The organism is Saccharothrix sp. CB00851 (assembly GCF_001905065.1).
Taxonomy (GTDB): Bacteria; Actinomycetota; Actinomycetes; order Mycobacteriales; family Pseudonocardiaceae; genus Actinosynnema.
In genome coordinates, this window is the sequence record NZ_LWLC01000020.1 from 43,906 (window position 1) to 68,918 (window position 25,013).

At 74.2% G+C, this 25,013-nt stretch carries 17 protein-coding genes; 9 read left to right on the forward strand and 8 right to left on the reverse strand.

Features of this window, described 5'->3' with window-relative positions:
• Positions 1 to 146 precede the first annotated feature (146 nt).
• From A6A25_RS20165 to A6A25_RS20180, 5 genes are all read left to right on the forward strand, one after another.
• Positions 147 to 2,459, forward strand: a complete 2,313-nt coding sequence (locus A6A25_RS20165) for a tetratricopeptide repeat protein (protein WP_073892233.1) — start codon at positions 147 to 149, stop codon at positions 2,457 to 2,459.
• 108 nt (positions 2,460 to 2,567) lie between these two features.
• Positions 2,568 to 2,747, forward strand: a complete 180-nt coding sequence (locus tag A6A25_RS43160) for a hypothetical protein (RefSeq protein ID WP_143193288.1) — start codon at positions 2,568 to 2,570, stop codon at positions 2,745 to 2,747.
• A gap of 30 nt (positions 2,748 to 2,777) precedes the next feature.
• A complete protein-coding gene (locus tag A6A25_RS20170) occupies positions 2,778 to 3,200 on the forward strand; it encodes a phosphatase PAP2 family protein (protein WP_083668489.1) in 423 nt (140 codons plus the stop codon).
• A gap of 8 nt (positions 3,201 to 3,208) precedes the next feature.
• Entirely contained in the window at positions 3,209 to 4,330 is a 1,122-nt protein-coding gene (locus A6A25_RS20175) for a sensor histidine kinase (protein ID WP_073892236.1), read from the forward strand.
• A 31-nt stretch (positions 4,331 to 4,361) separates the two neighbouring features.
• The gene (locus A6A25_RS20180; protein ID WP_073892237.1) at positions 4,362 to 5,450 is read left to right on the forward strand and encodes a GTP-binding protein; all 1,089 of its coding nucleotides are present in this window, start codon (positions 4,362 to 4,364) and stop codon (positions 5,448 to 5,450) included.
• Positions 5,451 to 5,460: 10 nt separating this feature from the next.
• On the opposite strand, the gene A6A25_RS20185 is transcribed toward A6A25_RS20180, so the two are convergent.
• The gene (locus A6A25_RS20185) at positions 5,461 to 7,392 is read right to left on the reverse strand and encodes a heavy metal translocating P-type ATPase (RefSeq protein ID WP_241828813.1); all 1,932 of its coding nucleotides are present in this window, start codon (positions 7,390 to 7,392) and stop codon (positions 5,461 to 5,463) included.
• 135 nt (positions 7,393 to 7,527) lie between these two features.
• On the opposite strand from A6A25_RS20185, the gene A6A25_RS20190 reads away from it, so the two are divergent.
• From A6A25_RS20190 to A6A25_RS20205, 4 genes are all read left to right on the forward strand, one after another.
• The gene (locus tag A6A25_RS20190) at positions 7,528 to 8,556 is read left to right on the forward strand and encodes a DUF2330 domain-containing protein (RefSeq protein WP_158073770.1); all 1,029 of its coding nucleotides are present in this window, start codon (positions 7,528 to 7,530) and stop codon (positions 8,554 to 8,556) included.
• 87 nt (positions 8,557 to 8,643) lie between these two features.
• Complete coding sequence (gene trpB, locus A6A25_RS20195; RefSeq protein WP_073892241.1) at positions 8,644 to 9,810, forward strand: tryptophan synthase subunit beta; 1,167 nt, start codon at positions 8,644 to 8,646, stop codon at positions 9,808 to 9,810.
• Complete coding sequence (trpA, locus tag A6A25_RS20200) at positions 9,807 to 10,619, forward strand: tryptophan synthase subunit alpha (protein WP_073892243.1); 813 nt, start codon at positions 9,807 to 9,809, stop codon at positions 10,617 to 10,619. The genes trpB and trpA overlap by 4 nt, the downstream gene beginning before the upstream one ends.
• 19 nt (positions 10,620 to 10,638) lie before the next feature.
• Positions 10,639 to 11,403: a GntR family transcriptional regulator gene (locus tag A6A25_RS20205; protein WP_083668492.1), complete on the forward strand. Its 765-nt coding sequence runs from the start codon at positions 10,639 to 10,641 to the stop codon at positions 11,401 to 11,403.
• Positions 11,404 to 11,411: 8 nt separating this feature from the next.
• Here A6A25_RS20205 and A6A25_RS20210 read toward each other — a convergent pair whose 3' ends face one another.
• Genes A6A25_RS20210 through A6A25_RS20240 form a run of 7 tightly spaced genes read right to left on the reverse strand, consistent with a single transcriptional unit; the run spans position 11,412 to position 24,991 of the window.
• On the reverse strand, positions 11,412 to 12,206 hold the full coding sequence (locus A6A25_RS20210) for an aminoglycoside N(3)-acetyltransferase (RefSeq protein WP_198932782.1): 795 nt from the start codon (positions 12,204 to 12,206) through the stop codon (positions 11,412 to 11,414).
• A gap of 30 nt (positions 12,207 to 12,236) precedes the next feature.
• A complete protein-coding gene (locus tag A6A25_RS20215; RefSeq protein WP_241828809.1) occupies positions 12,237 to 12,860 on the reverse strand; it encodes a hypothetical protein in 624 nt (207 codons plus the stop codon).
• A 19-nt stretch (positions 12,861 to 12,879) separates the two neighbouring features.
• On the reverse strand, positions 12,880 to 14,607 hold the full coding sequence (locus tag A6A25_RS20220; RefSeq protein ID WP_073892247.1) for a hypothetical protein: 1,728 nt from the start codon (positions 14,605 to 14,607) through the stop codon (positions 12,880 to 12,882).
• Complete coding sequence (locus tag A6A25_RS20225; protein WP_073892249.1) at positions 14,604 to 18,140, reverse strand: DUF5682 family protein; 3,537 nt, start codon at positions 18,138 to 18,140, stop codon at positions 14,604 to 14,606. The genes A6A25_RS20220 and A6A25_RS20225 overlap by 4 nt, the downstream gene beginning before the upstream one ends.
• Complete coding sequence (locus A6A25_RS20230; RefSeq protein WP_073892251.1) at positions 18,133 to 19,278, reverse strand: ATP-binding protein; 1,146 nt, start codon at positions 19,276 to 19,278, stop codon at positions 18,133 to 18,135. Before A6A25_RS20230 ends, A6A25_RS20225 begins: the two co-directional genes overlap by 8 nt.
• Complete coding sequence (locus A6A25_RS20235; RefSeq protein WP_073892253.1) at positions 19,275 to 24,092, reverse strand: hypothetical protein; 4,818 nt, start codon at positions 24,090 to 24,092, stop codon at positions 19,275 to 19,277. Before A6A25_RS20235 ends, A6A25_RS20230 begins: the two co-directional genes overlap by 4 nt.
• Positions 24,089 to 24,991: a DUF4132 domain-containing protein gene (locus A6A25_RS20240; RefSeq protein WP_241828810.1), complete on the reverse strand. Its 903-nt coding sequence runs from the start codon at positions 24,989 to 24,991 to the stop codon at positions 24,089 to 24,091. Before A6A25_RS20240 ends, A6A25_RS20235 begins: the two co-directional genes overlap by 4 nt.
• Positions 24,992 to 25,013 lie beyond the last annotated feature (22 nt).

The window sequence follows — 25,013 nt, forward strand, 5'->3', positions numbered from 1 at the left end:
CGAAACCACTGTCCGGTCCGGACGCTGCTCCGCGCACCCCGAGCGGCCGACGACTCCGCGGCGACCTGACCCTCGCCCGCGGTCCATTCGGGTGTCATGGCCGCGGTCCGGGCCGTGGAGTCCGGGGTGGCGGGCAGGATCGGGTCATGGACGATCAGTACCCGCCACCGGGCACGGACCACGGTGGCGCGGCGAGCGTCGACCAGGTCGGTATCGCGTCCGGGTTGTCGCCCGTGGTGCAGGCCGGACGTGACGCCAAGGTCGAGGTCAACTACGGGATCACCCAGCCGGTGCCGCGGCCGAAGGCTCTCGCCGGACTGCCACCGGCCGGGGCCGCGTTCACCGGCCGCTCGACCGATCTCGCGGTGCTGGAGGACGTCCTGCGCCCGGACGCCCACGACCGGCCGACCGTGGCGGTGATCGCCGGTCCGCCCGGGATCGGCAAGACGACCTTGGCGCTGAAAGCGGCACACGACGCGGTGGACGCCGGGTGGTTCCCCGGCGGTGTGCTGTACCAGGACTTGCGCGGTTTCGCCCGGCAGGGCCGGGTCGAGCCCGAAACCGCCCTCGCCGATCAGCTGCGCAAGCTCGGCGTGGCCGGCGAGCACATCCCGCCCGACCTGGACGGCCGCTCGGCCCTGTTCCGGTCGCTGCTCGCCGAGCGCGCGGACCGGGTCTTGATGGTGCTGGACGACGCCGAACTGGCCGATCAGGTGACACCGCTGCTGCCCGGTGACCGACGGCACCGCGTCCTGGTCACGAGCAGGAACACCCTGGACCTCACCTCCGCCCGGCACCACACCCCGGGCGTGCTCACGGGTGGGGAAGCGGTTGACCTGCTCGGCGAGCTGCTGACCGCCGCGCACCCCCACGACGACCGCATCGCCCGGGCCGGGGACGCCGCCCTCCGGCTCGCCGAGCTGTGCGGCTTCCTGCCGCACGCGGTGGCGATCGCCGGAGGATTGCTGGTCGGCGACCGCGATCAACCGGTCGCCGAGCTGGTCGACGTGCTGGCCGATCGCACCGAGCGGTTGGCCGAACTGGCGACGGGCAAGCGGTCGTTCCGGGCCGCGGTCGCCCTGTCCTACGAACGGCTGGACCCGCCGGATGCCCGGGTGTTCCGCCTGCTCGCGGCCAACCCGGGGCCGACGACGACCGCGGCCACCGCCGCCGCGCTGGCCGATCTGGACGAGCGGTCCGCGCGCCGCTCGCTCGACCTGCTGCGGCGGGCGCACCTGGTCGAACCCGCCGGGCCACGGGGGCGGTTCCGGTTCCACGACCTGATCAGGCTCTACGCCGAGGACCGCCTGCTCCGCGAAGAGCCCGACGAACTGCGCGACGCGGCACTTCGCCGGCTGCTCGCACACTTCGAACGGCTGATCGCCGCGGCCTGGGTCCACGAGTTGCCGACCTCGATGCTCGATGAGAAGCGGCTCGCGTTGGCCGGGGTCTTCGAGTCGCCCACCGGCGCGTTGGCGTGGTTCGACGCGGAGCGGCCGAACCTGGTGGCGGTGGTCGACCAGGCGTTCCGGTCCGGGCACCACGCCGACGTGTGCCTCGCGGCCATCGTCCTCGGCTACTCGTTGCAGAAGCGGGGCGACTGGGACGAAGCGCTCGCCGTGCACCGGTTGGCGGTCGAGGCCGCGCGGCAGGCCGCCGACCCGGCGGCGGAGGGCAAGGCGTTGCTCGGCCTCGGTACCGCCTACCGGACCACGCGCGACTTCGAGCGCGCCGACGCCGTGCTGCGGCAAGCGATCGACCTGTTCGGTCGAACCGGTGACCGGGCAGCGGCCCGGGCGGCTTCCCGCGAACTCAGGGGCAGCAGGCTTTCGTCGCACGTCTTCACCCCGCTCACCGAGCCGGCCGACGACCGGCCCGACGTGCCGGAGAACGCGTCCGAGTCCTCCCCGGGGACCGATGTGCCGGCTGCCATCGCGGCAATGGAGACCACGAGCAACGACGCGCTGCAACTCTTCCTCCAAGGCAGGTTCGACGAGGCACGCGCCGCGAACGAGAAGTTGCTCGCCGGGTGCCGGAAGATCGGCTCGCGGGAGGGCGAGCGCGTGGCGCTCAACAACATCGGCGACTGCTACTACCACCTGCGCCGGCTCGACCAGGCCATCACCTCCTACACCGCGTCGATCGAGGCGGCACGCGAGGTCGGGAACCGCCACGGCGAGGCGCAGACGAGCAACAGCCTCGCCAACGCCTATCAGCACCGTGGCCGGCCGGACCTGGCCGTCACGCACTACGAGGGGGCCGTGGAGCTGTTCCGGGAGTTGCGCGACCGGTACGGCGAGGGGATGACGCTGACCAACCTCGGCGCCGCACTCGCCGCTCAGGACGAGCGCGAACGGGCTCGTGACTGCCTGCTGCGCGCGGTGGAGCTGCTCGACGGGCAACCGCGGCAACGGGACGCGGCCCGGGCACGGGCGCTGCTCGACACCTTGGGCGGGTGATCCCCGCGCGTCGGCCGGAAGGCAGGCCCGCTGCCCTGTCGAAAGGCAGGGAAGAGTCGTCGCTTCCGGCCGAGGGCAGGGGAAGTCGATCTCCGTAGCGTCGGGTTCATGCCGGATTCCCTTGCGAACGACGCAGTGTCGGTTGACGACGTGCCCGATGTCAGTGCCGAGTGGTACCTCGACATCGCGGGCTGGGGCGCGTCGAGCCCGGAAGCGGTGCGGGTGTTCAGCGTGATCGCCACCGAAGCGGTGGTCGGGGTGTTCGCGGTCGTGTTCGGTGTGCTGTAATGGCGTGCGCGCCGCGGGCCGGCGGTGACGATGGCACGGGCGGTGCTCGCGCCGGTGGTGACCGTGCTCGCGTACGCGGTGAGCGAGGTCGCGAAAGGGCTGTGGCAGCAGGACCGCCCGTGCCGGGTGCTCGGTGAGGTCGCCACGGTCGCCGGGTGCCCGGAGTTCGGCGACTGGTCGTTCCCCAGCAACCACGCCACGATCGCCGGTGCCGCGGCCGTCGCCATCGCGTGGTCGAGTCGACGGACCGGGATCGTCGTCACGGGCGTAGCGCTGCTCGCCGCCGCTTCACGGGTGTTCGTCGGCGTGCACTACCCGCACGACGTGGTGGCGGGTCTGCTGCTCGGCGCGGTGATCGCGATGGTGCTGCCGGGGGCGGCACGCGTGCTGACGCCTGCCGTCGTCCGGGTGCGCGCGCACGCCGCGGGCGCGGCGCTCCTGGGTAAGCGATGATGCCCCTCGTGCGCACGGTGATCTTGTGGGTGGTCGCGGCCCTGCCGGTGGTGTGGGCCGCGATCACCTCCCTGCCCGGCCGGCTTGCGCCCTGGGAGGCCGCGGCGTACCTGGTCGTGCTCGGGGTGGCGGTGGTGCTGGTCCGTCGGCGCCCGGTCACCGCGCTGCTGGTGGCCGGCGCGGCGTGGCTGATCGCCTTCCTCTCCAAGGCGACGGTCGACAGCACGGTCGGCGTGGGTGTGCTCGCGGCGGGCCTGGTGACGGTGAGCTTCCTGGCCGGCCGGCACGCGACCGCGGGCGAGCGGGGTGTGGTGGCGCTGATCGGCACTTGTGCGGGAGCGGTGACGGCAGCGCTCGTCGTCCTCGGCGGCGTGGACACGGCGTTGGCCGCGGTCTCCGGCATCGCGGCGCTGGCGGCCGTTCCGTGGGCGGTCGGTCGTTACCGCCGCCAGTACCTCGGGATGGTCCAGGCGGGCTGGGAACGCGCGGAACAGCTGGAACGGGAGGCCGACCGCGCGGTGGAGCGGGCCGGGCTGCGCGAACGGGCGCGGCTCGCGGCGGAGATGCACGACATGGTCGGGCACGAGCTGGCGCAGGCGGCGCTGCTCGTCGGCGCGCTCGAAGTCGCTCCCGCCCTGGGCCAGGAGCACCGGGAGGCGGCACGTGCGGCGCGCACCGCGGTCACCGCCGCCGCGGAACGGTTGGCCGACGTCGTGCTCGTGCTGCGTTCCGGCGAACGCGAGCCCGTGCGGTCGGTGGACGAGATCGTGGCACGCGCACGGCGTTCCGGCCTGTCCGTGGAGGTGACCGGTGACGGTGCCGAGCCGGCGGACCCGGTGATCGCGCGCACGGTGCACCGGGTGCTCACCGAGGCGATCACCAACGCGATCAAACACGCCCCCGGCGCACCGGTCACGGTCCACCTGGCGGGTGCCGGAGACGGCGTCGAACTGCGGGTGGTCAACGGTGCGGCACGGCGCACGCCGGCCGATGCGCCCGGAAGCGACGACGGGTTCGAGGTGACCGCCCGCTTGCCCGAGGAGCCCGCCACCGCGGTCGCCACCGGGTCCGCGGCCCACCGACGCCCTGATCGATCGGCCCGGTGCCCGGTGCCCGCGAGTCCGGGTTGAAGTGAAAACGATTGTCATTTACAGTGCCGACATGGACACCTCCGTCATCCTGGTGGCAGGCCTGGGCGAGCACACCGTGGCCGAGGAGGTGCGGCGGGCACTGCCGGGAGCGGTGCTGGTTCGCCACGACCTCGCCAGGTTGGCCGAAGGCGTGGTGCGGCGCCACGTCGACGGGGTGCTCACCGAACTGCACCTCGAACACGGCTGCGTGTCGTGCACGATGCGGTTGGACCTGCTGCCGCTGCTGCGACAGCTGCCCGGCCCGGTGGTGCTGCACCTGGATCCCGCACTGGAGCCCGAAGCGGTGTGCCACGCCCTGGCGGACGAACCGGTCCGCGTCGAGGCGGTGATCACCGTGGTGGACCGGGCCACCTGGCTCGCCGACGCGACCGGCGACGAGACCCTGGCCGACCGCGGGCTCGGTGCCGCGCCCGGCGACAACCGCACCGTGGCGCAACTGGTCGTCGGACAGGCCGAGTTCGCCGACGCGCTGGTCCTCACCGGACCGGTGGGCGACGAGCGCGTGCCCGCCGTCCTCGACCGCCTCAACCCGATCGCCGTGCGGCAGGAGCTGGCGCACCTGGACGTCCCGGCGCTGGTGGCCGCGATCCCGGCCTCCGCTCGGCGTGGCGAGGTGGACGACACGTTCAGCCCACTGCTGCGCGGCGAACCGCCGTTCGAGCCCGCGCACGGCGTCCACCTGGTGCACTTCACCGCCCGCCGCGCCTTCCACCCCGCCCGCCTGCACCGGGTGCTCACCGCGCTGTCCCGCGGCATCGTGCGCATCCGCGGCCGGGTCTGGTCGGCCGGTCGGCACGACACAGTCGTGTGGCTCGAGGCGGCGGGCAGGGCGGTGCGCGTCGGTGAGGCCGGTCCCTGGCTCGCCACCGCCGACGACTGGTCCGAAGTGGACGAGGACTACCGCGCCGCCGCCACCGCGGCCTGGGACCCGGACACCGGCGACCGTGCGCAGGAACTCGTGGTCATCGCCTACCGCTCGTCGGGCCGGAACATCGCCTCCGCCCTGCGTGAAGCGCTGCTGACCGACGAGGAGCTGGCGCTGAGCGCCGAGTTGGACTTCGCCGACCCGTTCCCCGGCGCCCACGGCAAGTTGGTGTGAGCGACCGGTCTCAACCGGCGGCTCCCGACCGGGCGGCACGCTGCCAGGCGGCACGGCGGAGCAGGCGCAGTCCGTTGAGCCCGACGATGACAGTGGAGCCCTCGTGACCGGCCACCGCGAGCGGCAGCGGCAGGGTGCCCAGCAGGTCCCAGGCCACCAGCACGCCGATGAACGTGCCGGCGACGACCAGGTTCGCCACGACCAGCCTGCGCGCCCGGCGGGCCAGGGCGATCACCGCGGGAACGGTGGTCAGGTCGTCACGGGTGATGACCGCGTCCGCGGTGTCGAGGGCGAGGTCGGAGCCCGCGCGGCCCATCGCGATCCCGACGTGGGCGGTGGCCAGCGCCGGGGCGTCGTTGACGCCGTCGCCGACCAGCACCACCTTCTCCCCCGCCGCCTCCAGCTCGCGCACGGCGGTGACCTTGTCCTGGGGCAGCAGACCGGCGCGGACGTCGGTCACGCCCACCTCGGCGGCGAGCAGGGCGGCGGCACGCGGGTTGTCGCCGGTGAGCAGGACCGGTCGCGTCCCGGTCAGCGCGCCGAGCCGGGCGACGGTGTCGGCGGCACCCGGCCGCAGCCGGTCCGACAGCCCGAGCACCCCCACCGCACGGCCGTCGACGCGCACGACCACCGCCGTGTGCCCGGCCCGCTCCAACTCCTCGGCGCACGTCCGTTCCGCGTCCTCGCCGGCGAGGTGCGCGGGGCTGCCGACCTCGACCAGCTGCCCGCCGACCCGGGCCGTGACGCCCCGTCCCGGAGTGGACGAGAAGTCGTCGGCGGAACGCAACGACAGCCCCGCGTCACGTGCGGCGGCGACCACGGCGCGTGCCAGCGGGTGCTCCGACGGGTGCTCCACCGCGGCGGCCAGCGCGAGCACCTCGTCGTCGGTGAACCCGGCGAGGGTGCGCACCTCGGCCAGCCGCGGGGTGCCTTCGGTGAGCGTGCCCGTCTTGTCGAACGCCACCGCGGTCGCGGTGCCGAGCTGTTCGAGCACCACGGCGGACTTCACCAGCACCCCGTGCCGCCCGGCGTTGGCGATCGCGGACAGCAACGGCGGCATGGTGGCCAGCACCACGGCGCACGGTGAGGCGACGATCATGAACGTCATGGCGCGCAGCAACGTCGGTTCGAACGCGGCCCCGAACAGCAGCGGGACGACGAACAGGGCCACGGTCGCCGCGACCATGCCGATCGAGTAGCGCTGCTCCACCTTCTCGATGAACAGCTGCGTGCGGGCCTTGGTCGCGCTCGCCTGTTCGACCATCGCGACGATGCGGGCGATCACCGTGTCCGCGGCCGGGCGGGTGATCCGCACGCGCAGCACACCCGTGCCGTTGAGGGTCCCGGCGAAGACCTCGTCCCCGACGGCCTTGTCGACCGGGAGCGGCTCGCCGGTGATGGTGGCCTGGTCGACCTCGCTCGCGCCGTCGACCACCTCACCGTCGCCGCCGATGCGCTCGCCGGGCCGCACCAGGATCTCGTCACCGACCCGCAGCAGTGCCGTGTCGACGGTCTCCTCACCGGCCGGGGTGAGGCGGGTGGCCCGCTCCGGCGCGAGGTCGAGCAGCCCGCGGACGGAGTCCTCGGTGCGTTTCGTCGCGATCGCCTCCAAAGCGCCGGAGGTGGCGAAGATGACGATCAGCAGACCACCGTCGAACACCTGCCCGATGGCGGCGGCGCCGATCGCCGCGGCCACCATGAGCAGGTCGACGTCGAGGGTCTTCTCCCGCAGCGCCCGCAAGCCGGACCAGGCGGGCTCCCACCCACCCGAGACGTAACAGGCCAGGTAGAGGCCCCACCAGGCCCACGCCGGACCATCCGCGAGCTGGGTCAGCAAGCCCAGCCCGAACAACACCGTGGCCGTGGTCGCCCACCGCACCTCGGGCAACGACCAGGCCCCGGTCCGGCCACGCGGTCGGGCGCCGTCGTCGGTGCGGTCCACGGCAGGGGTCTCAAGATCCGCGATCACCCTGGGAGCATATCTGCGCAGTCACGCATATACGCAATAAGCCAGTAAGTCGCGGCGCGGAACCCCGATCGGGACGTCCGCGTCTGACCGACCATGGCAAACGGCCGTATGGCGATCCGCATGGCGGCGGTGCTCGCGCTCGTCCTCGCGATGGTGGTGGGCAATCCCGCGATGTCCGGCGCGTGCGCCTGCGGCGCGTTCGTCGCCAACGACAAGCTGAACGCCGTGCAGGAGACAGCACTGGTGGAGCTGACCGGCCGGACGGAGTCGATCACCCTCGCGGTGCAGGCTCGGTCCGACGCGACGCAGGCGGCGTTCCTCATGCCGGTTCCCACCCGCGCCCGGTTCGAGATGGCCGACGGTGAGCTGTTCGCCGAACTCGACCGGATCAGCCGGCCGGACGTCGAGGTGCGGCGCGTCGTGGTGGACGGGGAAGGCGGTGGCGCTCCCCCGCGGTCCGCTCCCGGCGCCACCGTCGTCGACCGCGTCGAGATCGGCCCGTACGAGGTCGCCCAGCTCGCCGGCACTGACGCCACCGCCGTGACGCAGTGGTTGGGCGACAACGACTTCACCCTGCCCACAGCCCTGGGAGGCGCGCTCGCGCCGTACCTCGCGGAGGGCTGGCTCGTCGTCGCGGTGCGACTGGCCCCGACGTCCGGCAGCCTCGCCTCCGGGCTGCCGCCGATGCGGCTGACGTTCGAGACCGACACGCCGGTCTACCCGATGCGGCTCTCGGCCACCGCCGAGCGCAGGCAGCCACTGCGCCTGTACGTGCTGGCCGACCACCGGATGGACATCAGCAACCCGGCACCCGAGGGCGCGGCACCCGACCTGACGTTCGCGGGCGAGGTGAAGCCCGACCCGCAGTACCCGACGCTCTCCGCCGCGTTGACCGGACCGCGCTTCCTGACCCGCTACGACGCGGAGCTGAGCCCGAAGCTGATCACCGACGACATCCGCTTCACCCGTTCCGCCACCGACGAGCCGCACCGCGAGCTGGTGATCGTCAAGGAGTACGTCCACCTGCCGTGGCCGTACCCGGCGGTGCCGTTGATCCTCCTGACCTTGGCGCTGACCGGCGCCGTCGTGGTCGTGCGTCGCCGCCGGGCCAAGCGGAACGCTCCGGCCACGCCCTGACCGGCCGCTCACCGAAAGTGCTTGCCGTGCCGATCGGAGAGTTCTAGAGTTCTAGAAGTGTTCAGTCAGAGAGTCAGCACCGGCGTGATGAGCGCACCCGACGCGGCCGGTCGGTTCGGGAGGTTCGGCGGGCGTTACCTGCCGGAAGCACTGATACCCGCAGCCCAGGCGGTGGAGGCGGCGTTCCGCGAGGCGTGGTCCGATGCGGCGTTCACGGCGGAGTACCGACGACTTCTGGAGACGTACGTGGGTCGACCCACGCCGTTGACGGAGTGCCCGCGCCTGTCCGACGCGTTGGGCGTGCGCGTGCTGCTGAAGCGGGAAGACCTCGCGCACACCGGCTCGCACAAGATCAACAACGTGCTCGGCCAGGCGTTGCTGGCCCGGCGCATGGGCAAGCGGAAGCTGATCGCGGAGACCGGGGCCGGGCAGCACGGCGTCGCCACGGCCACCGCCGCCGCGCTGCTCGGCCTGGCGTGCACCGTCCACATGGGACACACAGACGTGCGGCGGCAGGCGGTGAACGTCTTCCGGATGGAACTGCTCGGCGCCGAGGTCGTGCCCGAGACGTCCGCGAACGGCGGTGGCACCTTGAAGGAGGCGACCAACGGCGCGCTGCGCGCGTGGGTGAACGAGACCGAGCACGCGCACTACTGCGTCGGCTCCACCATGGGACCGCATCCGTACCCGTGGATGGTGCGCGAGTTCCAGCGCGTCATCGGTGACGAAGCACGCGCCCAGTGCGCCGTGCGGCTGCCCCGGGCGGTACCGGAAGTCGTGGTCGCCTGTGTCGGCGGCGGGTCGAACGCGGCGGGCACGTTCGCCGGGTTCGCCGACACGCCCGCCCGGCTGGTCGGGGTGGAGGCGGCCGGCGGCAGCGCGGTCGACAAGGGCAAGCTCGGCGTGCTGCACGGGTTCATGTCGCACTTCCTGCAGGACGACGACAGCCAGGTGCTCGAAGCGCACTCGATCTCGGCCGGGCTGGACTACCCGGGCGTCGGCCCGGAGCACGTGCACCTCGCCGAGACCGGTCGCGTGCACTACACGAGCGTGACCGACGACCAGGCGCTGCGGGCGTTGAAGCTGGTGACCAGGACCGAGGGGATCCTCCCGGCGCTCGAATCGGCGCACGCCCTGGCGTGGGTGGTCGACGCCGCCGCGACCGGCGAGCTGGCGGCCGGGACGACGGTGCTCGTCACGTTGTCCGGCCGCGGTGACAAGGACATCCAGCAGATCAGGGAGCACCTGCGATGAGCGTCGCGTTGACCTTGCGGGCCGGTGGGCGCCCGCTGTTGATCCCGTACGTGATGGCGGGTGTCGTACCGGACTGGCTCGACCTGGTGCGCGGTGCGGCGCGGGCCGGTGCGGACGCGGTCGAGATCGGCCTGCCGTTCTCCGACCCGATGCTGGACGGGCCGACGGTGCAGCGGGCCGCCGCGCTCTCCACCGCACGTGGCGGACGGCCGAGGGCGTTGCTGGACGAGCTGGCCGGGCTCGACCTCGACGTGCCGCTCGTCGTCATGACCTACGCGAACGTGGCCATGACGTTGACGCCCGAACGCGGTGTCGGCGGGTTCGTGGAGTACCTGGCGGCAGTGGGCGTGCGCGGTGCGATCGTGCCGGACCTGCCGCTGGAGGAGTCGGCGGAGTACCGGGCACGTGCCGCGGCAGCCGGGATCGCGGCCGTGCTGCTGGCTGCCCCGGCGTGCGGTGACGACCGGTGCCGGGAGATCGCCCGTGCGTCGTCCGGGTTCGTCTACTGCATGAGCTCGATGCGGATCACCGGTGAACGCGCCGACCTGCCCGCGACGGCACGGGAGACGGCTCGGCGGCTGAAGGGCATGACCGAGCTGCCGGTGGTGACCGGGTTCGGCATCTCCACGATCGCGCAAGCGGTGGAGGCCTGCGCGGACGCCGACGGTGTGGTGATCGGCTCGGTGTTGATGCGGATGCTCGTCGACGGCGCGCCGGTGGCCGAGGTCGTGGAGGAGGTGGCCGCGTTCCGCCGGGCGCTATCCTCGGGGCCCGATTCCTTCGGGCACCATTCCCCGGCGGGGGGCTGAGAGTCGGGAGTGTCCACCGGTGAACGACGGGCGGCGCACGGGCCGCGAGTACGAGACGCGCGTGCCCAAGTACCTCGCGATCTACCGGGTGCTGGCCGACCGGATCGCCGACGGCCGCTACCCGCCGGACGCGCCGCTGCCCGCGCAACGGGAGCTCGTCGAGGAGTTCGACGTCTCGTTGATGACCGTGCGGCAGGCGATCCAGGCGTTGGAGGCCGACGGGCTGCTGGAGACCCGGCACGGGGTGGGCACGTTCGCGCGGCGGCCCGCGTTCGCCTACGGCCTCACCGGGTTGCGCAGCCTGTCGCAGGACCTGGTCGAGCAGGGCATCGAGCTGGAGACCGAGGTGCTGGACGCGCGGCTCGTCGTGCCGCCGGCGGACGTGGGCACGCGGTTGGGTGTCGCGGAAGGAGATCGGGTGCTGGCGGTCGAACGGCTGCGCCGCACCCACGCGGTCCCGCTGCTGTTGCAGACGTCGTACCTCCCCGAGGAACTGGGGATCGGCGCCGAGCAGCTGCGCCGGCACTCGCTCTACCGGCTCCTGGAGGAGTCGGGTCGGCCGGTGCGGCAGGCGAGCGAGACGATCCAGGCCGTCGCGCTGACCGCCGACCAGGCCCGCGTGCTCCAGCGCGAGCCCGGCTCACCCGCCCTGCTGAGCTGCCGGCTCAGCCGGGGCGAGGACGGCACACCGCTGGTGGACGACCGCGCGCTGCTCGTCGGTGACACGGTGATCACCGCGGAACGTGCCGTCACCGGGACCAACCTCGCCTACGAACACCGCTGACCGCCGCGTCAGGGCTTGCGGTGCTCGGATAGCCAGGCTTCGGCGTAGGCGACGGCATCCGCCATCGGGAACAACCAGGTGGTGGCGGCGCCCACCCGGCCGCGGACGACCGGCCGTTCCGCGGCGAAGGCCGCGCCCAGGTCCGCGAAGTCGTCATTGCGCAGGGCGATGTCGCGGACGGTTTCCCAGCGCCGGCCTGCCGAGGTCGTGATGGCGAAGGAGTTGTCGACGTCCCGCGCCGGAAGGCGGTACTCGGCCAGGTGGAACGCGGTGCAGGAGTCGAAGCCGACGCCCAGGAGGAGCACGCGCGCACCCATCGCCGCCAACCGGGCGAGCGGGCTGTGCTCGCCGAGCTGGCAGTCGAGGGCGTGGTCGGCCACGACGTCGGCGGCACGCGGGCCGACGGCGGCGAACGACGTCTGCGGGTGGGCGCTGCGCAGCGCTCCCGGCCAGGTCCGCACGACCTCCGCGACCACGCCCATGCCTCTCGACGGGGTCGTGCGCGGGTCGTACGGCGGCATCGAAGCGCGGATGTCGGCCCACCACGATTCGGGCACGGGCGGGTTCCGCCACGCCGACGGGTCGGAGTTGTCGCCGGACTGCGTGGGCACGACGAGCGTGCCGCCCTCACCCAGGACGTCGAGCAGGGCCAGGACGACGGCGTTGGCACCGCCGCAGACCCAGCCGAGTGAACTCAACGAGGAGTGGACGAGGACGGTGTCACCCGACCGCAGGCCCAGTTCGCCGAGCTGGGAGCCGATCGACTCCCGCGTGCACAGGGGACCGGCGGGCGGCTTCGACATGATCACAGCATAGGGATCGCGGGAAGGCGCTCACCGGTCCAGGGCGGTTTCCCGGTCCAGGTGCGAGAGCTTCGCGGGGTTGCGCACGGCGTAGATGCCGGTGACGAGCCCGTCGTCCACGCGCACCGCCAGGACGGTGTCGACCTCGCCGTCGAGCCGGAGGACCAACGCCGGGTGGCCGTTGACCTCTACCGGGTGCAGCGAGGCGGCGGCGAGCCTGCCCAGCCGGCCCGCCAGCAGGCGAGCCACCCTGTCGGCTCCCACGACGGGCCGCGTCGCGGTGCGGACGACCCCGCCGCCGTCACCCAGCAGCACGACGTCGGGCGCGAGGATGTCGAGCAGCCCCTGCAGGTCGCCGGTGTCGACCGCCCGCTGGAACGCGGCGATCTCGTCGTAGCCGAGCACCTCGCGCAGCACGAACACCGCCCGCTCGGTCGGCGCCAGCGTCTCCAGCACCAGCAGCATCGCCATCGAGACGCTGTCGGCCAGTTCGACGTCCGCCGCCACGTCGGGCGCGGTCAGCAACGGCTCGGGCAGCCACGAGCCGACGTACGACTCCTTGCGCCGACCCAGCGCCCGCAGCCGGTGCAACGCCTGGCGGGCGGTGATCCGGACCAGGTACGCCCGCCGGTCGCACCGCGTGGCGCTCGTCACGTGTCGAGCCGGGCCGCGGTCACCGTTCGACCGCCGCCAGCCACGCGCGCCGGGCGGCGGCACGGGTGAACTCGCGGACGTGCAGGCCCGCGCGCAGCCACGCGAGCGGGAAGTCGTCGCTCTCGTCGCGGATCACCCGACCGAAGGCGTCCCGGCCGCGGTCGCGCGAGGCGGCGGCCAGGTCCGCCAGCAGGTCGGCCGTGGCGGTGAGGCCGTTGCCGGTGAGGGCGCGGACCGCAGGTTCGGCGGAGGCGACGGCCGCCACGGCGCGTCCGCCCAGCGCGATGCGGTGCAACACGTTCTCCAGCGGACGGACCGGGGGTGGGACGCGGTCGGTGGGTTCCGGCCGAGGTGGCAGTGCGCGGGTGCCGTCACCGGCGACGTGGGACCGCTGCAGCTGGTCCAGGCCCAGGTCGACGTGGTGGCGCAGGTCGGTGGGCAGGTCGAGTTCCCCGGCGACGGCCAGCGCGACCGCCGTGCCGGGGCGGTCGGGCCGCAGGCGTGCCACGGCACGCAGCCGCAGCCCCGGCGCGTCGGCGAGCACCCGCAGGTTCTCCCGCGCCCGGCTGTTCGCGCCGACCAGGTCCACGTAGGCCTCGTCAGTGCCCAGCCGCACCGCGTCGCCCGCCGCGCCGAGCACGGTCCCCGCGACGAACAGCAGGTCCGCGCCCGCGGGACGGTGGGACTCGGGTCGGGTGTGCGCCTGGAAGGCACACGTCACCTGATCCGGCAACGGCCGCGCCCACAGGTCGGCCAACGGCGGCTCGTCCCACGACGCGGCGGACGCGGCCACCGCGCGGACGGCCTTGCCCGCGCCGAGCCGGTGGTCCGACGACGCCGTGCCGCCGGACAGCAGCAGGCCCGAACGGCCCAGGTCACGGTGGCTGAGCCCGGACTCGCCGATCGCCACCGGTCCGCTCGCGGCGGCGGCGACCCGTTCCGCGCCGCCGGGCATGATCGCGGGCACGGTCCACAGCACGCCGCCGTCGTCCACGAGGTGCGTGACGACACCGGCGTAACCCGAACCGGCGACGACCGCCTCGGTGCACAGGCCGTACAGACGCAGCGAGCCGATCGGCCGGTACTCGCGCCGGGCCGTGCCGCGCAGCTCGGCCGCCGGGCCGGTGCCCGTGCGCAGGTCGTGGCAGAGCACCATCAGCTCGACCAGTTCGGCGGTCAGCGCCTCGCGGTCGAACGTCGGGTCGCCCGACCGCGCGGCGGCCAGGGTGGCGGCGATGCGCAGGCCGTTGGCGGCGGCCCGGTGCAGGCCCGCGACGCGGGCGGTGTGCACGGCGCGCAGCAGTTCGGCCCGCACCACCGCGCCACTGCCCGTGGCACCCGCGCGGAGCACCGTCGCGCACGCCGCCCAGAGCGCGCCCGCCGCCGCACGCTCGTCGTCGGAGATCGTCTCGACCACGACGGGAGCCGGCTCGTCGGGCACCGCGGCCGGCTCCTCCGCGACCGCGTCGGCGACGTCGGCCGCCGCCACGGCCACGCCCCGGTGCAGGCACTTCGGCGCGAGCAGGCAACTGCACACCAGGTCGTCGGCCGCCGTGAGCACACCTCCGTGCAACGTCCAGGTGAGCGTGGTCTCGGGATCGAGGACGGCCCGGGCCGTGTCGTCGGCCGCGGTCACGGTCCACTCGGCCACGCGCCCCAGCGACGCGTCGACCCGTTTGCGCAGCCGGGGAGGCAGGGCGTCGAGCACGTCGCCCACCACCGCCGGGAACACCGGTGGCACGCTCATCCGCGCACCTTCTCCCCCACCCAACGGGCCAGCTCCCGCGGGCTGAGGGCGGCGACCGGCATGCCCGCCGCGACCAGCGCGCCCGCTACCGACGTGGAGTAGCGGGCGACGCCGCGGTCATCGAGGCTCGCGCAGCCGAGCACCGTCACGCCGGACGTGACCAGTTCCCGCACCTGCCCGACGAGCGGCCCGACCGGACCGCCCTCCTCGAAATCGCTGACCAGTACCACCATCGTCCTCTCCGGCACGGTCACCAGGGAACGGGCGTGGCGCAACGCTCCCGCGATGTGGGTGCCGCCGCCCACCCGGACCTCCAGCAGCAACGACAACGGGTCGGCGACCCGGTCGCTCAGGTCTACGACTTCGGTGGAGAACGCCAGGAAGTGCGTCGACAGCGCGGGCACCCCGGCGAACACCGACGCGGTCAGCGCCGCCCACACCGTGGACGACTCCATCGACCCCGACACGTCCACCACCAGCACCAGCCGCCAGTCGTTCGCCTTGCGCCCGCGGGTGCGGAACACCGGCCGTTCCGGCACGACCACGACCCGCCCCTCGGCGTCACGGCGGGCGGTGGCGAGGTTGGCCCGCAGGGTGCGCGGCAGGTCCAGCCGACCACCGGGTCGCCGCGTCGGCGTCGGCAGCTGGATCCCGGTCAGCGCGGGCTTCACCCGGTTGGCCAACTGGTCGGTCAGCTCGCGCACCAGCCGTGCCACCAACGGCCGCAGCCGCGCCAGCGCCGACTCCGACAACCCACCCGCCAACGACAGCACGTTGCGCAGCAGGTCCACCGACGGCCGCACCGACCCGGGGTCGATCTCCAGTGCCGCCTCCAGCCGCCCACCTTCCGCCGCCGCGGCCAGGACTTCCTCCCGGACGCGCTCGCCGAACAGGTCCCGCAGCTCCTCGGACCACTCGCGCACGCCGGGGAACGGGCTGGAGCGGTCGGCCCCGAGATCGCCCCGCGCCGCGCCTTCACCCCCGTCACGCCCATACAGCTCGTCCAACGCGGCCGCGAACCGACCCGCCCCCGCCGGACGGTCACCGTTCGCACCCAACACCAACCGCCACCGGACCGCGACGGGCAGCCCACCCGCACCGGTCACCTCGGCGGCCACCCCACCCTCACCGACCGCCTCAGGCAACTCGCTCCTACCGGCCCCGGACAACGCGCCTTCGCCGGCCACCTCCGCGGGCAACCCTCCCTCAGCCGCCGCCTCGGCAAGCGACACACCCCTACCGGCCGCGGGCGACACACTCCCACCGGCGGCTCCGACCGACCGCTCGCCCGCGTCGGCCGACGCGACCTCGCGGTGCGGCAGCAAACCGTGCGCCCGCAAGGCGTCCACGGCGGCGTGCTCGGCTGCCAACCACACCGCCAGCAGCTCCGGGTCGGGCGCGCCGACCGCGTCGACCCGCTCACCGGTGCGTCCCTCGACCACCGCCAGCACGCGAGCCCGCGCCGCAGGCCCGACCGACGTGAACGCACCGCGCAACGCGGGCAGCCGCTCCAGGAACTCCCGGTCCGCCAACCCCTCCACCCGGTCCAGCAGTGGTGTCAGCGCTTCCGGCGTCTCCAGCAACGGCCCGGCCGCCGCGAGCACCCCGGTGAGCGCTCGCCGCAGCACGCCCCGCCGCTCCGGCGTCGACGCACCGTCCACCCAAGACGCCACCCGCTCCCCCAGCGCCGACGGCGGCACCAGGCCGAGCAGCACCCGGGCCGCACCCGCCGCACCGGCGATCAGCGGCGCGCCCGTGTCGGCCAACGTCCGCAGGCACGCTTCGAGCCGCAGCCCGTGCACCTCGGGCCGCTGCCCCAGCTCCACCAGCGCCCGCGCGTCGGCGACGTCCTCCGACCCGGCCAGCCCGTCGAGCTGCGCCACGGCCGCCGTCTCCAGTTCCCGCGCCAGCGACGGGTGCCCGTCGAGCACGTCGCCGGGCGTCCCGGGCACGTGACCGGCACGCAACCGGTCGAGCAGGTCCAGTCCCGCCAACAGTTCCCGCAACGTCGCCGACGCCGGCAGCACGATCGCCGCGTCGGCCAACAGCGTGTTCACCACGTCGGGCAACCCGCACAGCGCCGCGTCCACGAGATCGGCCAGCACCGCACCGGGTGTGTGTCCGCCGTGCTGGTCGCGTTCGGCGCGGCGGGCCCGCAACCGGCCGGCCGCGGCCAGCTCCAACGTCGCACCCCACAGCCCCGCCACCGGCAACGTCGCCGCGGTCGCCGGGGTCCACGCCACCGCCCAGCGGGTGGTGAGCGCGTCGGCACCGCCGACGCCCGTGGTCGCGGTCTCCTCGCCGTAGGTCACGCCGAGCACGGTCAACCGCCGCAACGCCACCTCGCGCCGCGCGTCCAGCGCCGACCGCAACGGGTCCAGCCGCAACGACACCGGCTCCCGCGAGTCCGGGCCGGGCAGCTTCAACCCCTCGACCAAAGACTCCACCGCCGGCGCCAGACCGGACCGGGGCGTGCCCGGCGCGAGCACCCCGGTCCGGTGCCCGACCAGCACGTCACCGGCGGCCCGGGCCACCACCCGACCGCGGCCCAGCGGCTCGGCGTGGGTCAGCACGCTCTGCACCGCCTCCACCAGTTCACCGCGACCGGGCGCGGGCAGACCGCGCAGCCGGGCCAGGTCGACCGCCAGCCGCAGCGCCTCCCGCGCCTCGCCGGGACCGGCCGGGTGGCCCAGTTCCCGCACCCGAGCGCAGATCCGCACGACCACCGACGCGGCGGCGGCCTCGACCGCGCCCGGGTCGCCCGCCGCCTCCAGCACGGCCTGCTGCCACTCGGGGTCGCGGATGCCCGCCGGGTAGCCGGAACGCTCGTCCAGCAACGCGAACCCGTACGGCACCAACGACGTGACGACGTCGGCCGCGGGCACCGGCGAGTCGTCCACCGGCCCGTCCAGCAACGCCGCCGCGTGGAACGACCCGACCACCGCCGCGCAACGCCGTCCGTCCACCCCTCGCACGGCCCGCCGCATCCACGCCTCCCGGCACAGGTCGTACGGGTCGACGTCGGCGTCCTGCCGGAACGCCCAGCCGACCATCAACGCCGCCCGCCGCACGGCTTCCGGCGTCTGGCCGGGCGCGGCCGCCTCGACCAGCCGGTCCCACAGGTCGTCGCCGTCACGGCCGGTCGTCGCGCCGCGCAACGCGTCGGTCAACGGCGTCGCGCCCCGCTCGGCGGGCCGGTGCCCGTCACCGCGCAGGGCGAGCGGCAGGTCGCACGGCCGGACCTCGACGCCGTTGGCCCGCGCCCAGCGGACCGCGGCCAACTCCGGCGAGAAGTCCGCGAACGGGTAGAACGCCAGGCCACCGCCGGGCGACGCGCCGGACAGCGCGACCGGCGCGACGAGGTCGGGATCGGCCAGGAACGGCAGCCACTCCCCCAGTTCCTCCGGCAGCTCGACCAGCAGCACCTCGGGCGCGAACGCGTCCAACAGGGCGGGCACCACCGCCGCCAGCGCGGGCGAGTGGTGCCGCACCCCGATCAGGTACGGGTGCCGGTGGTCTGCCAGCTCACGCATCGAGGACGTCACGGAGTTCCCACAACTGTCGCCAGGTGCGCGCGCCGGACTCGGCCCGCCGCCGCACCGCGCCGTCCCAGTAGCCGAGCAGCCGGGCCGCGTCGCTCGGGTCGTCCTTGCGGACCACGCCGAGCAGGTGGCCGGGCAGCAGCGACAGCGGGTCGCGGTCGCCCGGGAAGTACGCGCCGGCCAGCCCGAGCGAGGTGGCGACCGACACCGCCTCCGCCGTGCTCATCACCGTGGACGGCCGTTCGACCGCCCACCCCTCCTCCGACACGCCGTTGCGCAGGTCCCGGAACGCGGTGACCAGCACCTCCAGCACCACGTCGTCCACCGCGAAGGGCGCGCTGACCCGGTCCAGCGCGGCGGTGGCCTGCCGCCGCACCAGCGCCGTCTCGGCGGCCAGGTCGCCGATGGGCCCGACGTTCTCGAAGTTGAACCGGCGCTTCAACGCCGCGGACATCTCCGACACGCCCCGGTCGCGCAGGTTCGCCGTGGCGATCACGGTGAAGCCGGGCGCGGCGTGCACGGTCGCGCCGTCGGTACCGGACAGCTCGGGCACCGCGATGCGCCGGTCGGACAGGATCGACACCAACGCGTCCTGCACCTCCGGCAGGCACCGGGTGACCTCTTCCACCCGGACCACGCCGCCGCCGCGCATCGCGGTGAACACCGGTGACGGCACCAGCGCACGCGGGCTCGGCCCCTCGGCCAGCAGCAACGCGTAGTTCCAGCCGTAGCGCAGCTGGTCCTCGGTCGTGCCCGCGGTGCCCTGCACGACGAGCTGGCTGGTGCCGGACACGGCAGCCGCCAGCAGTTCGGACAGCATCGACTTGGCCGTGCCGGGTTCGCCGACCAGCAGCAGGCCGCGTTCGCCCGCCAGCGTCACCACGGCACGCTCGACCAGCGCCCGTTCGCCGACGAACTTGGGGCTGATCGCCAGCCGGGACGGCACGCCGTCCACCGAGACTCCCTTGGGCAGCGCCAACACCTCACCGCTGCCCATCACAAACGTCACCACGGCACGCGGGGTGAGCCGCCACCCCGGCGGCCGGGGGCCGCTGTCGTAGGCCGCGAGGAACGCCAACTCCTCCCGGTAGGCGTCCTCGGCCGGTTCCACCTGCCTGGGTGCGGTCACCTGCGTCCTCCGGTCTTGAGCTCTTCGTAGGCGGGCGCGTCGCCGTCGAGCACCCGTTGCCAGGCGCGGGCGAACAGGTCGGCGACGGGTTCGAGCGGCACGATCACGCCGGGCCCACCGGGCGTGTAGTCGAACATCGGCGTCTTCCACTGCTCCAGCGGCAGGTGCGGCGAGGACAGCGCCAGCCAGCCGCCGGGCAGGAACAGCGACCGCCCGGCCCGCGCCCGCTTCGCGGTGAGCACCAGGTCGGTCTCGGCGAGCGCGGCCCGAGCCTCGCGCAGGCGTGCGGGTTTCCACCCGGTCCACCGGGCCACGTTCGCGTCCGTCGGGTCGGGCAGGGCCAGCAGCTGCAGGTACAGCGCCGCCGCGTCCTGGGTGAGGTCGAACCTCGTCGCGACCTCGACCACCAGCGCGGGCACCGACACCGTCGGGTCCTGGTGGTAGGCGGCCGGGTCGACGCCTTCGGGCGCCGGTACCGCGCACAGTGCGGTGAGGCGGTCGTCGACCAGCCGCTCCAGCATGCGCAGCACGTCGCGGGCACCGGTCAGCTCCACCACGGCCACGAACAGGTCGACATCGGCCGGTCCCACGAGACCCGGCCTGGCCACCAGCCGGCAGTACTCGTCGCGCGTGCGGGCCAGCTCCAGCCAGTCGTGGTAGGTGTACACCTCGCCGTCGGCGGGCACGTCGGTCCCCAGCAGCGCGCAGAGCTTCTCCACCGACACCCACGAGCTGAGGTCCAGGGCGAAACCGGGGTGCGCCACCCGCAGTCGCGCCAAGGTCAACGCCTCGGCCAACCGCGGTCGCAGCGGCGAGCCCGCGGGGAGCCGGTGCGCCAGCCACGCCAGCGTCTCCGGCACCGCCCGCAGCGCCGCCCGGTCGAACCCCTCCGAGCGGCGGTACTTCAGCGCCGTGCCGGTGAACGTCATCTCGGCGTCCACGGTGAGCCACGGCGTGAGGTCGGGGTTGACCACACCGGCCACGTACTCGCCGGCGTTGCGCAGGTTCAGCAGCTTCGCCGCGTCCACCAGCACGTCGTCCGGCACGGCCGTGCGCCGGCCGAACTCGGCGGTCCACACCTCGGCGACCGCGGCCACGTCCGGGCCTCTGGTCCACAGGTCGGCCGGGTCGGCGGGCACGGCGGCGGCGACCAGCCGGAGCCGGAACCAGTCGGCCAGCCCGCGGAACCGCTCCTTGGCCGCCTTGGCGCCTGCCGCGGACAGGCCGAGCAGGTGCCGGTCGGCGCTGGCGAGGAAGTTCGCGTCCCGCCGGTCCACGTTGGGCAGCCCGGCCAGCAGCAACGTCGCCTCGGCCGTGCCCAGGCCGGTCCGCTCGACCAGCGCGGGCACCGCCTCCGGGAACCACGGCGCGGGGCCGCGCTCGGCGAGCACGTCGAGGAACCGGGCCACCCGCTCGGGCCCGAACGCGGTGCGCACCTCCACGTCCGTCTCGACGTGCCAGTCCTTCGGCAGGTCGAACACGCCCGGCGTGCGGGTGAACTGCACGCCGTCGAACCGGCTGCCCGGATCGTTGCGCCACCGGGTCTCGAACAGGGCGATGAACCCGTCGCGCACCGGCGTCACCCGGTCCTTCGGGTTGGTCTGTCCCTTGTGGACGACCACGCCGACGGTGCGCCAGTGGCCGGCGCCGTCGGCCAGGCCGCCGTCCGCGACGGACCGCAGCACCAGCGCGAGCGCGGCGCGCTCGTCGTCCGGGGTGAGCGGTGACGCGGCGCGGTGGGCCAGCGCGGCGAGGTGCGGCAGCACGTCGAACCAGCGCGGCGCGTTCGACTGGGGCAGGGCGCGTTCCCCAGGCCGCTCGACCGCCTCGGCGAGCGCGGCGATCAACGCGGGCAGCGGCGTCGGCACCGGGCCGCGCGAGTTGTAGGACCGGTAGCCGCCGAACCAGTTGAGCGCGGCGTTGACCTGGTCCTCGGTGACGTCCGGCCCGGTGGGCGCGAGGACCGGGTCGACCTCGCGGGCCGCCGTGGCGATCTCGGCGTAGCCGCGGTACGAACGCTCCAGCTTGGCGGCGCGGCGGACCAGGCCCACCACGCCGGAGATGAGCGCGGGGTGGGTGAGGCCGGGCAGTGCCGCGGCGACGACGCCGGCCAGCCCGTCGCGCTCGCCCTTGACCAGCGCGGTCAGCCGCTCGCGGATCGTGCGCTTGTCCGGCCCTTCCTCCCGCGCGGCGGCGAGCATCCGGTCGACCGCCTCACGCGTCACGCCGCGCAGCGCGGCCGAACCGGCCTCGTCCCGGGGCCGCAGGAGGTGCCACCAGTCCAGCGGCGGCACGAACGGCGTGCCGGTCGCGTACTGCGGGTGCTGCTCCGCAGCCGACAGGGCGGCCAGCCTGGTGCCTTGAGGGTCGAACAGGACCATCGACGCGCGCCCGCCGGTCAGCGCCACCTCCGCGCCACCGGGCAGCCGCAGCAGGCCGATCGGGCAGTGGGAGAGCCGGACCCGGCGGCCGTCCACGCCCTCGCCGACGTGCGAGCCGTCCGCCTCGCGGCGCGCCCGCCAGCCGTGCAGGCCGTCGGCCGTGCCGAGCGGGCTGTCGCCGGTGCCGGGCGCGGCGGGTCGCAGGTCGCAGCTGCCGAGCACGAGCGTCGCGCCGTCGGCGGCGAAGTCCTCCACGAACCGGGGCAGGCTCGCGCGACCGCGTTCACCGCTGGCCGGGTCGACCTCGAACCAGCGCCAGGCTTGGTCGTGCCAGAGCGGGGTCCACACCGCGGCACCATCGCCGTGCGCCTCCGCCGGCCTCGGCACGACCGTGTCACCGGGGTGCACGGCCCGCCGCCCGGCGAACCGGCCGCCGCCGGGCAGCGCGATCGAGGCCGTCGGCTCGGAGTTGCGGTAGAAGCCCGAGTTGCGCTCGCCGAGCTCGAAGACGTGGTCCGGCGCGTCGCTCCAGTACGCCAACTCGCCGTCCGGGCCCTGCCAGCGCACCAGCAGCACACCGTCGAACCAGGACGCGGCGGGCGCGAACCCCCAGCGGTGCCGGGCGTCGGCCGGGATGCGGGACAGGTGCTCGGCGAGCACGCCGTCCGGGCCGACCACGACGAACGTCTCGCCGCGGCGCAGCACCAGGGCGGGCCAGCCTTCGCCGCACACCATCACGACGCCGTCGTCCTTGGGCGCGCCCGCCGACCGCAGCCGTTCGACGGCCTCCTCCAGCGCGGGCCACCCCAGCTCGTCCAGCAGGCCCGCGCGCAGCGTCGTGTGCAGGGCGGCGGCGACATCGGTGCGGGCCAGCGCCTCGGCCACCTCGGGCACGTCCACGTACGCCTCGGGCAACCGCACGACGGCCAGCCGGTCGAGGTGGTCGGTCAGGTCGGGCAGACCGGTGGCGGCGACGCGTCCGGCGTGCGCGCCGATCCACGAGCCCAGCGCGCTGCGCAGCCCCGGCGTGGCCATGGCGGACGACAGCACGTCCAAGGCGACGGCGTTCCCGCGGATCTTGGAGCGGGCGTGGGCGATGAACCCGTCGCCGAGCTTGCCGCCGAACCGCTCGGACGCGGCCAGCGCGGACAGGTCGCGGCGGCCGGGGGCGTCGTCGGCCAACCACCCGGCGACGTCGAGATCGCGGCCCCGTCCGCCGTCGTCCGCGATCGGCACGTCCCGCGACACCAGCAGGTCCAGCACGTCCAGGTCGAACTGGCGGTAGTAGCGCAGCGTGCGGACCGGCACGCCGTCGGCCACGAGCCGGTCCGCCATCGCCTCGACCAGCTCCAGCAGCCGCACCGACCGCCCGGTGGCGCGCCACCCCGACTCGCGGACCGCCAGCACCGACGACAGCCACTCGGCCGGGTGCGCCTGCACCTCGTCCGGCCCGATCAGGGCACGGGTGGCGCCGCAATCGGTCAGGATCTCCAGCCACAGGTCGAGCACGGTGTCCGAGTCGGGCACGAACGACAGCAGCCGACCGCGCACCGCCGCGTCGTCCTTCGCCAGCGCCACCAGCGAGGCGCGGTAGGACTTCCAGAACGCGCCGCCCGCGCGGCTGATCGAGGAACTGTCGAGGATCTCGCGCAGCAGCCGCCGGTCCTCGGCCGCGAGGTCGCGCTTGGCGGCCTTGGCCAGCCGCCGCACGTCCTCCGGCATCCCCGTGTACGGCGGCAGGCCACCGCGCGTGCGCTCCACGCACAGCGTGAAGAACAGCTCGTAGGCCGCATCCGGGTCGTGCTTGCGGGCCAGGCCCTTGGCGTGCGCGGACAGCGCCTTGGCGGTCAGCGCGCCGGCGAACGCGAACTCCAGGAACACCTCGCGCGTGCGTTCCGGGTCGACCGCCAGGTCGTGCACCTCCTCCGCCTCGCGGGCCTTGCCGAACATGCTCGCCGCGTAGGAGGTGTTGCCGTGCTGCAGGAAGATCCGCCCGGCCTGCTCGTAGAACGTGGGCAGGAAGTGCGGCGCGGACCGACCGAGCATCTCGCCGAGCCTGGTGAAACCGTCCTTCGCCGACCCCGCCTTGGACTTGGCGGTGCGGGCCAGCCGTTCGACGTCCTTGACCAGGTTGAGCGCGTGGTGGGCGTTGGCCGGGTCGTTCACCAGCGCCCACGCGGGGAAGCCGAGCGCGCTGCGCTTGCCGGTGCCGACGTCGGCGACCCGGGAGGGCGCCTCGAACCCGAGGTACTCGCAGGTCAGGTCCTCGGCGCGGCCGAGCACGGCGGGCACCAGCCGGACCACGACCTGGCCGTCCAGGCCTTCGTGGGTGTAGTGGCGGGCGGTGATGGTGTCGCGGTCCTCGCCGACGTCGGCGGTGCCGGGCAGCACGGCGCCGGCCGCGATCAGGGCCTTCGGGCTGAGGTCGTTCACGCCACCACCGCTTCCTCGACGACGCGACCGGCGTGGATCGCCGCCGCCATGCGCATCCCCTCGGACCACGCGACCGGTCCGACGTCGCTGAGCGGCACCGCGGTTCCGTCCTCCAGCGACCAGGCCAGGTGGCCGGTCCACGCCTCGGACTCGGGGTAGTCCGAGCCGAGCCAGTAGCGGGCCTCCACCACCCGGCCGTCCTCGAACGCGGAGTAGACCGCCTCGCCGCCGCGCACCGGGTAGCCGAGCGTGCGACAGCGGCTCAGCGCGTGGTTGAGCTGCTCGAACTTGCCGCCGGCGTAGTCGTCCACCGAGGTCTTGCCCGCCAGTCCGGCGGGCTTGGCGAACGTCTGCCGGAACAGCTGCTGCACCTTCTGCTCGACGCCCAGTTCCGCGCCGAACTCGCGCAGCTCCTCCAGGTCGTCCAGCAGCACCGGGTGCGGTATGCGCACCACCTCGGGCTTCAGCCGGCGCGTGTCGCCGTCGAGGGTGACCACGCCCAGCCCCCGTTCGGGGTCGGCGTCGCGCAGGAACCCGGTCTCCGCGCCCGTGCCGTCGTCGGCGGTGACGACGAGGTCGCGCAACGCGTCGGCCCACGCGGCGTCCGCCCAGACCTCGGCGATCAGTGCCGCGGGCACCGGCAGCGAGCGGACCATCCAGCCGTCCACGGCGGCCAGGCACTCGGCCCGGTGCCGGGACAGCCACTCGGCGAGCTGCCGCAACTGCACGACCCTGGGGTCGTCCTTGAGCGACGCGGGCACCGAGGAGAGGAGCTTGCCCTTGCCGTTGCGGCACTGGACGCGCCCGTTCTCCCCGAGCCGCACCTGGTAGCCGGAAGCGTGCCCGGATTGGGATTGGGCGCTGAGCCAGCCCACGGTGTCCTCCTGCGAGTCGTTCACGACGGTTGGCGGGGAGGTTAGC

Excerpts from the sequence above, each read along its gene's own strand:
- trpA (WP_073892243.1), top strand. The coding sequence starts at position 9,807 with ATGAGCGTCGCGTTGACCTTGCGGGCCGGTGGGCGCCCGCTGTTGATC.
- A6A25_RS20180 (WP_073892237.1), top strand. The coding sequence starts at position 4,362 with ATGGACACCTCCGTCATCCTGGTGGCAGGCCTGGGCGAGCACACCGTG.
- A6A25_RS20190 (WP_158073770.1), top strand. The coding sequence starts at position 7,528 with ATGGCGATCCGCATGGCGGCGGTGCTCGCGCTCGTCCTCGCGATGGTG.
- A6A25_RS20210 (WP_198932782.1), bottom strand. The coding sequence starts at position 12,206 with ATGTCGAAGCCGCCCGCCGGTCCCCTGTGCACGCGGGAGTCGATCGGC.
- trpB (WP_073892241.1), top strand. The coding sequence starts at position 8,644 with ATGAGCGCACCCGACGCGGCCGGTCGGTTCGGGAGGTTCGGCGGGCGT.
- A6A25_RS43160 (WP_143193288.1), top strand. The coding sequence starts at position 2,568 with ATGCCGGATTCCCTTGCGAACGACGCAGTGTCGGTTGACGACGTGCCC.
- A6A25_RS20170 (WP_083668489.1), top strand. The coding sequence starts at position 2,778 with ATGGCACGGGCGGTGCTCGCGCCGGTGGTGACCGTGCTCGCGTACGCG.
- A6A25_RS20165 (WP_073892233.1), top strand. The coding sequence starts at position 147 with ATGGACGATCAGTACCCGCCACCGGGCACGGACCACGGTGGCGCGGCG.
- A6A25_RS20220 (WP_073892247.1), bottom strand. The coding sequence starts at position 14,607 with ATGAGCGTGCCACCGGTGTTCCCGGCGGTGGTGGGCGACGTGCTCGAC.
- A6A25_RS20225 (WP_073892249.1), bottom strand. The coding sequence starts at position 18,140 with ATGCGTGAGCTGGCAGACCACCGGCACCCGTACCTGATCGGGGTGCGG.